Source organism: Paenibacillus sp. IHBB 3054, from assembly GCF_051594305.1.
Taxonomy (GTDB): domain Bacteria; phylum Bacillota; class Bacilli; order Paenibacillales; family Paenibacillaceae; genus Paenibacillus_AQ.
In genome coordinates, this window is the sequence record NZ_JBOFBG010000001.1 from 223,292 (window position 1) to 235,988 (window position 12,697).

General features: G+C 49.1%; 18 protein-coding genes. 1 reads left to right on the forward strand and 17 read right to left on the reverse strand.

Annotation, left to right across the window (positions count from 1 at the left end; translation table 11 throughout):
• Positions 1–23: 23 nt before the first annotated feature.
• The 14 genes from ACQ76X_RS01090 to ACQ76X_RS01155 form a co-directional block, all read right to left on the reverse strand.
• Entirely contained in the window at positions 24–239 is a 216-nt protein-coding gene (locus ACQ76X_RS01090; RefSeq protein ID WP_438491001.1) for a phage holin, read from the reverse strand.
• On the reverse strand, positions 239–943 hold the full coding sequence (locus ACQ76X_RS01095; protein ID WP_438491002.1) for a M15 family metallopeptidase: 705 nt from the start codon (positions 941–943) through the stop codon (positions 239–241). The genes ACQ76X_RS01090 and ACQ76X_RS01095 overlap by 1 nt, the downstream gene beginning before the upstream one ends.
• Positions 943–1,209: a phage holin family protein gene (locus ACQ76X_RS01100; RefSeq protein ID WP_438491003.1), complete on the reverse strand. Its 267-nt coding sequence runs from the start codon at positions 1,207–1,209 to the stop codon at positions 943–945. Before ACQ76X_RS01100 ends, ACQ76X_RS01095 begins: the two co-directional genes overlap by 1 nt.
• A 14-nt stretch (positions 1,210–1,223) precedes the next feature.
• Positions 1,224–1,502, reverse strand: coding sequence for a hypothetical protein (locus tag ACQ76X_RS01105; protein WP_341187361.1), 279 nt, complete (start codon positions 1,500–1,502; stop codon positions 1,224–1,226).
• Between the two features lie 72 nt (positions 1,503–1,574).
• Entirely contained in the window at positions 1,575–1,706 is a 132-nt protein-coding gene (locus ACQ76X_RS01110) for an XkdX family protein (protein WP_438491004.1), read from the reverse strand.
• Between the two features lies 1 nt (position 1,707).
• Positions 1,708–2,148, reverse strand: a complete 441-nt coding sequence (locus ACQ76X_RS01115; protein ID WP_438491005.1) for a hypothetical protein — start codon at positions 2,146–2,148, stop codon at positions 1,708–1,710.
• Between the two features lie 19 nt (positions 2,149–2,167).
• Positions 2,168–3,121, reverse strand: a complete 954-nt coding sequence (locus ACQ76X_RS01120) for a hypothetical protein (protein ID WP_438491006.1) — start codon at positions 3,119–3,121, stop codon at positions 2,168–2,170.
• 3 nt (positions 3,122–3,124) lie between these two features.
• The gene (locus ACQ76X_RS01125; protein WP_438491007.1) at positions 3,125–5,311 is read right to left on the reverse strand and encodes a pyocin knob domain-containing protein; all 2,187 of its coding nucleotides are present in this window, start codon (positions 5,309–5,311) and stop codon (positions 3,125–3,127) included.
• Positions 5,312–5,330: 19 nt separating this feature from the next.
• Positions 5,331–5,879, reverse strand: coding sequence for a YmfQ family protein (locus tag ACQ76X_RS01130; RefSeq protein WP_438491008.1), 549 nt, complete (start codon positions 5,877–5,879; stop codon positions 5,331–5,333).
• A complete protein-coding gene (locus ACQ76X_RS01135) occupies positions 5,876–6,940 on the reverse strand; it encodes a baseplate J/gp47 family protein (RefSeq protein ID WP_438491009.1) in 1,065 nt (354 codons plus the stop codon). Before ACQ76X_RS01135 ends, ACQ76X_RS01130 begins: the two co-directional genes overlap by 4 nt.
• Positions 6,941–6,942: 2 nt before the next feature.
• Positions 6,943–7,344, reverse strand: coding sequence for a DUF2634 domain-containing protein (locus ACQ76X_RS01140; RefSeq protein ID WP_438491010.1), 402 nt, complete (start codon positions 7,342–7,344; stop codon positions 6,943–6,945).
• On the reverse strand, positions 7,341–7,634 hold the full coding sequence (locus ACQ76X_RS01145) for a DUF2577 domain-containing protein (RefSeq protein WP_438491011.1): 294 nt from the start codon (positions 7,632–7,634) through the stop codon (positions 7,341–7,343). The genes ACQ76X_RS01140 and ACQ76X_RS01145 overlap by 4 nt, the downstream gene beginning before the upstream one ends.
• 2 nt (positions 7,635–7,636) lie before the next feature.
• On the reverse strand, positions 7,637–8,602 hold the full coding sequence (locus ACQ76X_RS01150) for an XkdQ/YqbQ family protein (RefSeq protein WP_438491012.1): 966 nt from the start codon (positions 8,600–8,602) through the stop codon (positions 7,637–7,639).
• A 4-nt stretch (positions 8,603–8,606) separates the two neighbouring features.
• On the reverse strand, positions 8,607–9,308 hold the full coding sequence (locus ACQ76X_RS01155; RefSeq protein WP_438491013.1) for a LysM peptidoglycan-binding domain-containing protein: 702 nt from the start codon (positions 9,306–9,308) through the stop codon (positions 8,607–8,609).
• A gap of 95 nt (positions 9,309–9,403) precedes the next feature.
• Between ACQ76X_RS01155 and ACQ76X_RS01160 the strand changes: the two genes are divergently transcribed.
• The gene (locus ACQ76X_RS01160; RefSeq protein WP_438491014.1) at positions 9,404–9,661 is read left to right on the forward strand and encodes a YjcQ family protein; all 258 of its coding nucleotides are present in this window, start codon (positions 9,404–9,406) and stop codon (positions 9,659–9,661) included.
• Here the strand turns inward: ACQ76X_RS01160 and ACQ76X_RS01165 are convergent.
• Genes ACQ76X_RS01165 through ACQ76X_RS01175 form a run of 3 tightly spaced genes read right to left on the reverse strand, consistent with a single transcriptional unit; the run spans position 9,623 to position 12,682 of the window.
• Positions 9,623–9,805, reverse strand: coding sequence for a hypothetical protein (locus ACQ76X_RS01165; protein WP_438491015.1), 183 nt, complete (start codon positions 9,803–9,805; stop codon positions 9,623–9,625). The two genes, ACQ76X_RS01160 and ACQ76X_RS01165, sit on opposite strands and share 39 nt — an antisense overlap.
• 15 nt (positions 9,806–9,820) lie before the next feature.
• Positions 9,821–9,985, reverse strand: coding sequence for a hypothetical protein (locus tag ACQ76X_RS01170; RefSeq protein ID WP_438491016.1), 165 nt, complete (start codon positions 9,983–9,985; stop codon positions 9,821–9,823).
• Positions 9,986–10,000: 15 nt separating this feature from the next.
• Entirely contained in the window at positions 10,001–12,682 is a 2,682-nt protein-coding gene (locus ACQ76X_RS01175; RefSeq protein WP_438491017.1) for a hypothetical protein, read from the reverse strand.
• Positions 12,683–12,697 lie beyond the last annotated feature (15 nt).

A 12,697-nucleotide genomic window follows, 5' to 3' on the forward strand; every position in this document is an offset into this window, starting at 1 on the left:
CCTACCAGAAGGGGTAATTCCATTTACTTTTTATCGACATACCCTGTTCCTTCCTTCGGATTACTTACAATCCCCAACACAACTAGAATCCCCAGGATAGCATTAACCGCCGCTGTAGCCTCGTCATATTTCTCCGGGGCCAATTGGAACCCGAAGATTGCTCCGACCGTTTGCACACCTAGCAGCACTGCTGCCGTCAAAGAAACCCACAATCCATAATTACGCCATTTGCTTTTCATTAGTTATCCCCCTTACTGGTGATTGTCATTGTTTTGGTTTTAGCGTCATAGTCCACCTTAGCCCCTAAAGCCTCTGCTACGGCCCTTGCTGGTGTATAGGTTACTCCGTTATCCGCTACACCGTCGGCCACCTTCTTGCCGTCTACGATTACTGACACAGGCACGTCTTTTTTCACTTCGTCCGCCTCCTTACATCTATCAATCTTGGCATAAGCCGCTTTTACCTGTGCTGCTGTTGGCTCCTTGCCCGCTCTTAACTGCGAAGTTTTCAAGCCAAAGGTCATTTGGAAGTGTGGTGCATCCTTGATGGAAACAAAATCCCCGCCCCACTCAAATCCCAGCGCTTTGGCCTCCTGAACAACCTCCGTCCAGTCTGCAACCTTATCACCGTCACCATCGCGTTTCAGGTCCCAGGATACCTGTTTCCCATCCGGCAGCAGCAAAGCAAAATCTATGGCAAGTCCGAAATTGTGGTAACTGGTCCCGCCCTTGGCGTTCGTGACGATTTTCCCCGGCTTTGTACGACCCTGCGCATAAAGCGCGTTCTGCTCCGCAATGGTCCGTAGCCCTTGGGTAATGACTATATTGACCCCTCGGGCGTAACAACGCTCAATGAGGGCCACCGTAGCCGCTTCAACGACTGGATGCAGCCCTTTAAGGCGTGACTGGGATTTAAGCTTTACCTTTTCAAACGTGAGCGCCATTACTCGTCACCGCTCTTTTGGGCCTGCTTGACTAGCTGGTTACCATATACAGCCACAGCTCCACATAAGATACCCTGCAAAAAGCTCTCAGCGGTAAAACCCAGCGTGAACGATACAAGGATAATGGCCACTAGGGTAACACCGTAAATAATCGTCCAGTCTGGCACCCGTGGAGTTTGCTTCAGGATATAGCCGACAACCCAACATACAGCGACAATAGCCAACAGCTCCGGCTTAATAAAATTTGCGACTGCATTCCATTCCATTAATTCCCTCTCCCTTATTCCTCAATTTTGTCTATCCGCTTATGCGCTTGCTTAGCTGACTCTTCGACCCGTGTAACTCGCTCGGACAAAGCGTCTGTCCGCTGCCCCTGCACCCGAACATCAGCCCGGATATCATCCACGCCGCGCTTGATATACTCAACGTCTGTACGCAAGGCCGCGCCGCTGCCAGCCTCCTGAGCAACATCCTTTTTAAAGGCAGATGTCCGAGTTACCCACCCAAGCACAACTCCGCTCACTGCTGCAACTATTGCTGTGATTGTTGTTATCTCCACTCCCGTTCCCCCGTTCTCTCCCTCAACGTAAAAACCCCCGGACGATGTCCGAGGGCAAAATAAAAACGCCTACTATGCGGCGCTCGTTTTAATCTCTTTAGCTTGATCTTCTGTAATCTTTTTAGCAGCCACAAATACTTGGACCTGCTCAACGGTATAACGGCCAGCTTCATAATGGCGCTTAATCAGTGCGTACCAATCCATATTAGATAACACCTCCTTCCACGAGGCTAAGGAGTAGTGATGCTTGATCCCGCTCGGACTGATCGAGTCGTGCCTGAGTCTGAGCAAGCTCCAAAGCCATTCCCGCAGTCTCTGCTTCCGTATTTGCCATCCGCTCCGTGAGTGGCTTCTGGTAAACTGGTTCCGTGGGTTCTTCCGGATCAATGGGACCATAGTTAAACTCCAGTTCTTCGGTTTTTGGATTTACACGAAACCGAAACCTTGACTCAAGGAACTCTGTTTCGAATTGACCAAACTCTAGTTCGATCATACCCACTGTTTCCTCTACACGTTCATTTAGAACCTTATAGGCCTCAAAATCTTGCTCGCGAGTTGTTTTAACGACCTCACCAACTCTTGGGCCCATATCTAAAATTAGATTTCCTGTCGCTTTGTCATAGTATATTCTTCTTCCGATTTGCATTTTGATATCCTCCTATTTTTTATTCTGTCGCCCGCCATGTGATTAGTCGCCCATTGCCATATAACATATCACTTGTAAAACCTCCACTAAATACTGTGCTATTAGCAAAGTTTATATAATACTGCTGGGTGGCATTACCTGTAACCTGCGAAGCGTACCATGCTCCGTACGAACGTCCTATACGAAAGGTGTGTTGATCCTCTGTCCATGCGATTTCCACTGTACTAGGTGTAAATCCCAGTCCAGTAACTGTGGCGGTTTGCCCGGATCCATGAACAAATGTTCCTTCCGCGAAGCGCCTGCCTTCTACCATAGTTCCCGTGATTCCAAGAAGGTTCACTCCATTACGAATATTTGAAGCATTAAATTGTGGAGCAGCAGTAGTAACCCACGTGGACCCATCATAGTAACCCTGTGGGGGCTGCAAAAACACTCTATCATTAGCCCATACTGTTACTGCAGCGGCAGGTAAATGGATATTTTGCGCACTCCTGTTTGGCATTGCCCCAGCAGTCCCCGCTATTGTTGTACCCACTAACACGGCGCCCGCCGGAACGGGAACGGCGGCAATGGTAATGTCGGAGGACCAGTACCCCGCCGATTTCGTTTGCGCTGTAGGTCCTGGCGTTACGGTCCCTCCTGATCCGCGAACTGGTATTGTTCCTTGCATGCCGAAAATAGTAACGTCCGATCTCCAGTATGCCGGGTTAAGGTTGTTTTCTACAATCCTAAGCCATAGGTCGCCCTGAAAAGCCGTAATCGGGTCCGTGGGAGCAACCGGACGCACATATATTAGTCCGGGATATGCCTCTATTCCCTTGTGATTGTGATGGTTAGGGCTTGATCCTGCGTCCCCGTTCGAAGGTGTTTTTAATGGCATTGTACCCACAGCGTTGTACTTAACCCCTGCCGAAAAAGTAAATCCCGCCACCACTAGTCCCTCATTTGCGTTACCTGGTATCCATAAGGCCATTGTTTACCCCTCCTCTGTCATTACTGCCGATATCCAAGCATTACCTGCGGCTGATGGCGTTTGACCTACCGTATTGATAGTCGTTCCCCCTTTTACATGAAGCAACGGGGATATAAAACTCCACCGCCCCGGCTGCATTTGTGTGACGGGTAATATCTCGTGATTACTGACTTGTCCCCCCGGCTCTACATACGTAACCGTAATACTTACAGTTCTTAGCGCATCGGTGAACATGGTTGCCTTTACACTAACCAAACAATCAACCGAAGTGGTGAACCCCGCAATTATGGTCGGGCTGGTCCCATTGGGTGCAATTCCCGTCCCTACCGCTCTATTAGCAGCTACATTCGGAATTTTCCCGGTAGAATCCGTGGTAACAACATCAACCCAGCGACTCCACACGCCCGCCTCAGTTCGCGTTCTGAACCTCTTTTGAGGATTTGGAGTCCCTACGTTGGTAGCTTCCTGCACGATGTATCCTATACTGTTCATAAAGACGTTTAGTAAGCACCAATCCAATCCAGGTCCGTTAACATAGTTCGCGCTTGCTCCAAGCCCGTACATTCCCAAGGAAATCTTATCGTTCAGATTTTCTCCAGATGATGGAACGCTGCGTTTCACAAATGAATCGGCGGATTCGGCAGTTGTACTATTGGTTAGTTTTCTCCATCCCGGATTATAAGTGGGTCCGTTGTTTACATAGACAAACTCTGATGATATACCAGCACTTGGTATATCCGAAGATGTGGCGGTCGTTACCCTTATCGTGTAATGAGCTGCTGAACCAACAACTTCAATAAAGGCCCCAGCTAGTGGGATGTTTCCAAACCCAGAATCTGCTATATATTTGTTAGCTCCGTATGACCATGAGCCGCGCATGCTCCAATATCCTTCATTGCTAAATGCTCCAAATCCAGCTAGTGTATCAATGAATTGCGTTGTACTAATTGGGCCAGCAGAATTTCCAAAGCTTTGAATACCTACTGTTCTAGCAAATCCCTTGGCGTCAGTACTTGTTAGAATATTTTCCCACTCACCCCATGTGTCGCTATTGATAGTTGAGTATCTAACCTTAATCGGCGCTTTTGCAACATACGGATAAAAATACTGATGGACTGCATGACCTCCCGTATTGGTGTGACCTCTAGTCGAAGAGACGGTTCCGTATAGCGCGGGCCATCCGGCAACATTGTTGACAAAGAAGATAGATTCTCCTCCGGGATAAGTGGACGGCGCATCGGTGGGCGACCTAAAATTCTGGACGTTTCTACCGTCCACCCCGTCAAATCTGGCGTCCCTTCCTTGGACAGCAACACTTTGCCAAGGCCACCAGTCTGATTCTGTGCGTGTTCTGTAGAATTTTCCGTATGGGGCGGTTGTTTGTGTAGCTTCCTGCACAATATAACCGTTACTTCCCATATAGACGTTAAGGATACCCCACGGTGCTGTTAGTGGTGGAGCGTTAGGAGGTATAATTCCATAAATCTGGTATATCCCCGTTGTAGTGAGTAGGTTGTAATCTACGTCCACAATGCTCTTGGTTTTGAATACACGGTCCCCACCCTCAAGATTCCACGCACTCCAAACCCCCTGATTCACCTTTATACGTGAATATACTGCCCCGCCAGTCATGCGCACAATTTGAAAAATCCAGTTGGTGGAGCCGTCATAAAGATCGCCATCACTAACGATATTCTCCAAAAGTCCGTAACCGCTCGGTTCTGGACTGCCTGTTGCGCCGGGAATGAATACCCAAATTCCAGCAAGGAAAGCCGTATCTAAGTTAGTTGCTCCGCCCCGACCACCTAGCGAACTATAACTCCTGTCCCTTGGCACTTTACCGTTCGCATCAAGATCAGCCACGCCACCAGCAGCGCCCTTTTGCCCAACAGGGATAGAAGCATTCTTTGCTGCATCCCTTGCAGCATTAGCTTTAGCTGTAGCATCTAAGGCAGCAGTATTGATAGCGGCGTCTCTCGCTGCATCTGCCTTTGATTGTGCTCCGGCTGTTGTCTCCTTGGCGCTCCATGTATCGCGTTCGGCTGTCGTGATGTGACGTGTATTGTCTCCTGCATGTTCATCAATCTTGTCCAAGTTTTCATTAATCATTGTCTCAATATTAAAAGTATCATCGCCGTCTGTTGCCGGGTTTTTCTTGTATAACTTTAAATTCGGTGTATTACTTGGCATTTTTACATCTCCTTTCTGCCTAATCTAAAAACGGCGCGAAATCGGTAAGCTTGTGCTGCTGAATCTGGTTAATAGTCATGACATTATGGATTTCTCGGATAAGGAGGTAACGATATTTGTAATCCAATGCCATGTGTGCCGGCTTAAGATCCTCTATGGCCTGCTTAAGATCATCCAGATTTGCCGGGATGCCCAGCGTATCGACAAAGGTAATAATGATCCTGTACTCTGCCGGCACAACAGCTACGTCTACCGTACCGCCGTCATAAGCCTGTGCAACGTTCTTGATCATATCGCCCGATACCTTGCCATACCCCCGCATTTTGGATATGATTACGGACCGGCGTTGCTCGTCCGGCTTGTTACTATCCACGACAATCTGCAGCTCATTCTCGTATCGGTCCAGCGCCCAAGTTGCGTATTCCGGATAGGCTTGGTTAAGCAACTCCTCAACGCGCGCGCCAAGCAAATCAAACTCAGGCCCCTCGGAATTCATCAACTCGTCCATTTCAACGATCCCGCCATAATAACCCGGCAGGTAACTCTTTAACTGCTCTGTACCGCTCATATCGCTGTCACCGTCACCGTGCCGATCACTGGCACTGCATCCGCTGGGATCTCAATATTGATAGTGCCGCCATTTACCTTGAGATTGGTATAGTCAATCACCGGCGGTATGTCTAAGATAAGGCTCTGAATTCTTGTGTAACGGACCAAAGTGTCCATAAAGGCCAGGCTGGCCAGATACGCCTTGGTGGCTGCCTCCAGCTGAGTTTTAACTTGGGATGTGGTCGCTCCAGAGGCTAAAGTTACGCTTACTGATATATTGATAGGCACCTCCGTTGCCCCAACTACCGTAACCACAGCCCCGATAGGTGCAGTACCAATTCCCATGCCATCCTGTGTTGGATCAATGTAATCCTGGACGGCAGCAACAACGGCCGCAGAAGGCGAGCGCATATCATTGTTCAGCAGCGCTACCTTTACCGTCCCGGGGCCGTTCCACAAAGGGAAGGCTTTCGCTCGGCCTACCCCGCTGATCTCCCGGGCCCATTCTTCGTATTGATACCGGTTGCCGCTAGTGATTGGCTTGGAGATTCGTTCCTGGTATCGCTCATAAAGTGATGCATCCGTTTCCCTGTCTACGCCTGGGATGAGTACTTCCGTAAGCTCAGCCCGAGCAAGATTATTGATATAGTCAATAGGCAGCAGACTCCCGAAGGTTTGATTGCCGGCAGCTCCGGCCGTCTCGGCCTCCATACGATAATCTCCCAATGATAGGCGCTCTGTCGCCTTGTAGTTGACGTCTCCTATGGCAAACCGGCTGCCGATAGGTATGTCCATTAGGGCATTAGCAGAGTCATAAAAAAGCCCTCTCAGTTGCGTTTTGGTTGCAGCCTTACGGGTTACGCCTGACCAGGCAATCGCTTTGTCCAGGTAATCCCCGCTGGCTGTATCCGCGAACCTCAAATTTGCATTCACATCCAACTCCACATACATCTGTGCCAACTCCATGGCTGCAGGGGCCAAGGCATCGTATATAATACTCCCTTCCCGTTTATCAATATCCGCGGGGACACGATCTAGCATCCGCTGCAGGATTATTTCAAAGGTCTGATCCTCATACATCGCTACACCTCCAATCTGTCTGTATAGTTGCCGTAATCACTTTCTACCAAAAATTGCACCAGGGCTGTGTCCAGATCATAGGTAAATCTAAATTGAGTTACGGATATGATCCGGTCATCTTGCTTCAGGGCTTCCTTGACCCAGCGCTCGATCTCGGTTTCAAACACGGCGCGCCCCCGAACCGCTCCGACATCTGCCTCATTGCCGTAGTCAGTGCTATAAATCAGATGTTCAAAGCGTGAGGTGGACAAGATTTTAAACACCGCCTGTTTCACAGCATCTAAACCATCCACTGCCACAGCCCCTATACGCCCGTTTGTGAGGTCCAGCTTGTAGGTAAGACTTGGCTGCGGCGTCTCTTCCATATCCTCATTTAGCAGCACCATCTCGCTCTGTGGGATCATCCGCTCACCACCCTATCCATGATCACGTAACGTTGACCACCCTGCATGCGGATCAGCAGCAGCTTATCGCCTGCAGCAAGTGGTTTCCGGATTACAATTTCCTGATTGCCTATAATGACCTTCAGCTCCGTCAATGATTCTGGCACAATTAAAAAATCCTCTGGAAGAGATAGCCGGTTATCGACTAACACTTCAAGAGGATTCATCTTTGTTACGACTCCCAGGTGCACGACCACAGGCCCGGCTGCATCCACCGCATCCTTTGCCGCCCGCTTAATGGCTTCCAGCATATTTACACCAGCCTCAATTCCAGGTCCATGGTATGCACGCCATCAGCTTTTTTATGAGTGCATGTATCGACCAAGAAAAATTTATTGATGTTCATTTTTTTGATATATAAATTCACATAGCATCCGGCCCTCAGGCGATAATCCCCCAGGGCTTCCACGCTTAAAGACCGGGACTCGCGGTTCTTTGTAAAAAGTAACTGTGCCAGCTGCTCATTGATTTGAGCCTGATTCAGGTTCTCGTCCACACTCTCATGCAGCTGCAGCAGCCCCCACTTTCTAATTGTCGCGCTGTCCTTGGTGACATAGGTTTCGCGCTTACCAGTCTCCTTATTGTCCCGGTAAAGGACGATCTGGTTATAGGTTTCGTCATCGATGCTCCGGCTGTAAGAGTAGTCCGTCATCAGGCTGTCGTCACCAATGACCAAAGGGAAACGCATCCCGGCGATGTTTCGCAAGGTCAGGCTGCCAAAGTCATCATAAAAAACGAAATTGGTCCCGTTATTAATCAATGTCTCATCCAGCGCCATACAGATCATATCAATATAGGTTTTGTTGTCCCGGATCTGCGAAGGAATGACATAAGCGCTGTTTTCAAGCGTGCCGGTTTTAAGCTGCATGTCCTTGGCAATCTTTTGAACAACCTGCGTGGCCGTCAGCTTCGAAAATACGTATGTTCCGGAATTCATGAGATATCGAATCTGATCATAGGCTAGGATCTCAATTTCTTCCTCGCGGCCTTCGCTTATTTTGAAAATATAGCCATAGAAGACCTTATGTCCCTCATCTGTGTATCGAACAACATCGCCATTATTGAGCTTGAATCCTTTATCCTGGTAGATGCCGCGGTCAATAATCGTAAATTCCAAGGATGCCGGCTTGCCGATCCGGTAGGTGCTCCAGGTTATCTCTGACACAATCTCCGAGAGGTCCCATAGATTACCGTCCTTATTGTCGATCAATAATTCCATTCGATCACCCCGGGAGCTTCAGGACAGAGCCAATTCTCAGCGTCTTCAGCTGCACGTCCGTCAGCCCGTTCAGTTTTTGAATCTCTTTCCACCGTCCGCCGTCGCCCAGCTCTCGCTTGGCAATCTTCATGAGCGTATCGCCTGACTTCACGGCGACCGTTTTCGACTTTGCCCGTTCGTCTGGCCGCTTGGCCGGCTCTTTCTTTGTGGTGGTTTTGGCGCCGGTACCACTGGCCGTTGGTTTCGTCTTCAGCGTCACTTTTTTAGCGGCGTAGAAAACATACTCCTTCAGCTCCAGCTCATATTCAAAATCACCCGGCCTGCCCGCTACCTCTTTGTAGTTAAAAATCTCAATACTCACCGCTAGATTGATCTTCAGTCCCTGGCTGGTAAAAATAAACCGGATCGGCTTCCGCTTGTTCATCCAGTCTTCAATGAGTTGGATGTAGTCGGCAGGCTCCCCCCAATTGGTGGAGGTAACATAACTGGGCACCGTTCCGCCTGGCTGGATCGCAGGGAAAAAGCTTTCAAAGTTAATCGTTTTAAGTCCTGGGGCCTTAATCACATTGATCTGGCCCAAATCTGTAATTGAATAGGTTTCACCGTCTCCCTCGCCTGAGATTTCAATCTCTTCCGGAAGGACAGGGATCTCAAACCAAATAGCACGGTTGTTAAAGCTAAGTTCTATGCTGTAGCCATCGGCCACAGGCTCACCTCCGTTCTATAGAGGGATAACCCCTTTTCTGTCGAATACTGGTAGTTGTTCGGACATACCAAATATTCGGAAAGGAGGTAAATTTCATGTTTAAATCTACAGACGATCTTCTTGACGCTCTGACAAGAGTGCTCATTAATTTTCGAGAAGGCATCCCGCGGGAAAAGGCCGGCCTTAATGAAGATGATTTCCAGCAAGTCCTCTCTGAGGCTTATGAAAAAGGCTTCGTTAAAGGTCTAATTCCTTTGAGAATGGTAGGTAAAACAGGTACGCAATTCAAAATTGCAGCCGATGCTAAAATCACTTTAGAAGGCCTTTCCTTCCTCGAAAGCAGCATCGAATGATTCTTTGAGAACGACAGAGTTAAAGGTCTTCTCCTTCGCATCATTGAGGACTTGTTCGACTTCAGAGTACATGACGCCATGCCTGATCAAAAGGAAGACGATTTCGTCGGAAACTTTGTTCAGGTTGGCTCCTTCTTTTAACATAGCAATCCCTCCCTTTTAATCAAACATAGGTTTTTCTTTATCATTTAGCCGAGCGTGCTTGAAGCTAGTTTTAGTAAGATTTAGCACAATCTTGGCTTCACTTACGGTGAGATTGTGTCTTACCAGCACAGAATAGACTTCTTCGGCAATCTGCTCTGCTTGATATACATCTATTTTCACTTGATTCCCTCCCCTTTAATTAAGTACTCCCTTAGCCGTAGATGATATTTCCTCATTCAGCTTCTTGGTCAGCTTCGTTACAATAGAGTCGAGATTTGCCTGATTATTAATGGTCCCTACTTTTACCTGAGCCACTGGCGTCAAAGTGACATAGTTCTGAATGCTCTTCATCTCTGCTACGTCACGCATAATTTTAATGTCATCTTTGCTGATATCAATCGGCTTTTCCACCTTGCCAACCTTATCGACCTTTTTCAACTTGTCGGCAGGCGCTGATGCCTTTCGTTCTGCATCTGCTCGTTTGTTCCACTCGTCAAAGTTGTAGGACTTACCGGCTCCACCCTTGGCAGCAGCCTCTTCTTCCTTCGCCTTCTTCTCTGCGGCGGCGCGTTTATCGTTCCGGTCCTGCAGGAACTTCTGTACATCTGCTTCTCGATCAGCAGCTTTAGAGGCTAGGGCCGATTCTTTGGCAGCTAGTGAAGCATCTCTGCCTTGACGGGCAGCTTCTTCCTTAGCCGCTTCACCTGCAGCGAACTCAAGATGAGCAACCGAGTGTATTTCCACTCCTTTAATTTGGTTTAATTTTTCAATTAAATCATTGATGCGATCAACAGCTCCGTTTGCTAAGTCCTCCAGTATCTTAAGGGAGGCGACCTTGGCATAACTGAACGCATCAGCTATCCCGTAGCCAACCCGCATAAAATATAGAGGTATTTTATCAAAAAAGTTGAGAATCGTATTCCATGCCCGCATCATGGCGGCCGCAAACTGGTCATTCGTTTGCCACAGGCGATAGAAGTATACAATGAGGCCAATAATCACTGTAGCGACGAGCACAAACGGGTTGGCATTCATCACCGCATTGACAATCGCTTGTCCGATGGCCACCAGCTTTAAGGCCGCATACAGTGCCAAGACCGCCGCACCCACGCCGGAAATAATCGGTTCAATCCAGGACCAGTTCTCCGAAAAATAGGAATAGACCTGGGTAATCCAGTCTAGTAATTTCATGACGCCTTGCACCACATTGTCCAGACCCAAACTCAGAGCATCGAAGAACGGCTGGAACTTACCTGCCTGAAATGCGGCGTTGAGCTGAGTAATCAGCGGTGTTAAGGATTGCATTGCTGCTCCGCCTGCATCCGCGAACATGGAACGAGCATTGTTGCCCAGCGTCTCCATCTGCTTCGCAGGGCTGGCCATCATTTTGTCAAAGGCTGCTTGACCCATTTTCTGCTTTTCGAGCAGCTTGTCGAAAGCCTTGATAAAGCCATCCATATCGCCGGCCTTACCCAACTCGTCAATCTTAAAACCACGAATATCTGATTTCGACATGTTAAACCGTTCGGCCAAGGATACGATATCGCCGCTCATGGCTTCTTTTAACGCGAAGGCCGCACCCTCAATTCCGTTTCCGGCCGAGTCAAATGCATTCATCCGGAGTGCAAAATTATTCAGCTTTTCCAGTTGATCGGTATTCTGGGTTGTAGAGAAGAATGAAAGTGTGCTTTGCAGTGACTTATTGACATCCTGCCCCGCTTTCAAGGCATCCGCCTTAAACTTCTCAAACATAGCCGTACCGATCTCAGCGTCTCCGGTTCGTGCAACAAACATATCCACCATCTTTTGCTGCTCCATAGCCCCGCCAATCGTCGCCTCTCCGAGAGCTTTAATCCCCATGGCACCGCCATACCCTGCAATCATTCCTCCCAGGCCAAGACCTCCTCCGCCTCCACCTCGACCTCCGGAGGCACCGCGACCGCCGCCTCCGCTTCCGCCGCCCCGACTACCCAACATGCGGTTTACCAATTGCCGCAGCCGGTCCACTGTTGTAATCAGGGTCCGCAACAAGGAATCCAGTGTAGCCGGCAACGTCAAGTTAAGTCTTGCCGTAATGGTCCCGATACGCGCTTCAATCTGCGAACGTAACAGCGTGGCCTGATGCAGTGCATGCGCCGTGTCCAGAGTGACACTAACGCGAATCCCTGCAGTATGGCTGCCCATGCTGTGGATCAGGGATTGCAATTGTCCCCTTACGGCAGCAGCCTCTGGCAGTTCCACTTTCACTTCAGCCGTGATCGTTCCGATCCGGGTCTTGAGTTGAACTCCAAGCAAAGACGCTGCACGTAGAGCCTCTCCGGCGTTCATAGTGACTTCAATTTGAATAGGTGGGACAGCTGCCCGAAGCGCTACCAGTTGAGTGGACATATCGGGAATTTCGATCCTCAATGCGGCTTCTATAGTACCCAGCCCCCGCTTGATCTCTTCTCTGGCGGTGGAAGCCGATCGAACAGCCTCAGCTGTATCTAAAACAACAGAAAGTTGAACAGCTGGTAAAGAGGATTGTACGGTCGCCATCTGCGCCGCAAAGTCAGAGGACGCCAATCGGACCTCCAGCACAGAAGAGCCAAACTCCGAACCGATTTGTTGCCGGACGGTTCGGAGTTGCTGAAGCACTTGCTCTGAATTGACAGATAATTGAATGGAATTACCTGCGCCGAGCGCCGCAATCAGCTCCTTGATCCGCTCCAACTCTGTCACGGCATTGCCTACGCCGATCTGTAGCATTACAGCCATTTGCATTTGAGTGCGGAGCCGCTCCATGATTGCAATCGTCGCGTTCATTGCCTTGTCCACAACGGCGAGTCGCTGGGTAAAATCCTCATACAGTTTAATGCTGGCTTCAAGGGTTGACATCGGTTCCTCCTTTCT

Coding starts and splice junctions, on each gene's coding strand:
- ACQ76X_RS01090 (WP_438491001.1), bottom strand. CDS start 239: ATGAAAAGCAAATGGCGTAATTATGGATTGTGGGTTTCTTTGACGGCA.
- ACQ76X_RS01095 (WP_438491002.1), bottom strand. CDS start 943: ATGGCGCTCACGTTTGAAAAGGTAAAGCTTAAATCCCAGTCACGCCTT.
- ACQ76X_RS01100 (WP_438491003.1), bottom strand. CDS start 1,209: ATGGAATGGAATGCAGTCGCAAATTTTATTAAGCCGGAGCTGTTGGCT.
- ACQ76X_RS01110 (WP_438491004.1), bottom strand. CDS start 1,706: ATGGATTGGTACGCACTGATTAAGCGCCATTATGAAGCTGGCCGTTAT.
- ACQ76X_RS01115 (WP_438491005.1), bottom strand. CDS start 2,148: ATGCAAATCGGAAGAAGAATATACTATGACAAAGCGACAGGAAATCTA.
- ACQ76X_RS01120 (WP_438491006.1), bottom strand. CDS start 3,121: ATGGCCTTATGGATACCAGGTAACGCAAATGAGGGACTAGTGGTGGCG.
- ACQ76X_RS01125 (WP_438491007.1), bottom strand. CDS start 5,311: ATGCCAAGTAATACACCGAATTTAAAGTTATACAAGAAAAACCCGGCA.
- ACQ76X_RS01130 (WP_438491008.1), bottom strand. CDS start 5,879: ATGAGCGGTACAGAGCAGTTAAAGAGTTACCTGCCGGGTTATTATGGC.
- ACQ76X_RS01135 (WP_438491009.1), bottom strand. CDS start 6,940: ATGTATGAGGATCAGACCTTTGAAATAATCCTGCAGCGGATGCTAGAT.
- ACQ76X_RS01140 (WP_438491010.1), bottom strand. CDS start 7,344: ATGATCCCACAGAGCGAGATGGTGCTGCTAAATGAGGATATGGAAGAG.
- ACQ76X_RS01145 (WP_438491011.1), bottom strand. CDS start 7,634: ATGCTGGAAGCCATTAAGCGGGCGGCAAAGGATGCGGTGGATGCAGCC.
- ACQ76X_RS01150 (WP_438491012.1), bottom strand. CDS start 8,602: ATGGAATTATTGATCGACAATAAGGACGGTAATCTATGGGACCTCTCG.
- ACQ76X_RS01160 (WP_438491014.1), top strand. CDS start 9,404: ATGTTTAAATCTACAGACGATCTTCTTGACGCTCTGACAAGAGTGCTC.
- ACQ76X_RS01165 (WP_438491015.1), bottom strand. CDS start 9,805: ATGTTAAAAGAAGGAGCCAACCTGAACAAAGTTTCCGACGAAATCGTC.
- ACQ76X_RS01175 (WP_438491017.1), bottom strand. CDS start 12,682: ATGTCAACCCTTGAAGCCAGCATTAAACTGTATGAGGATTTTACCCAG.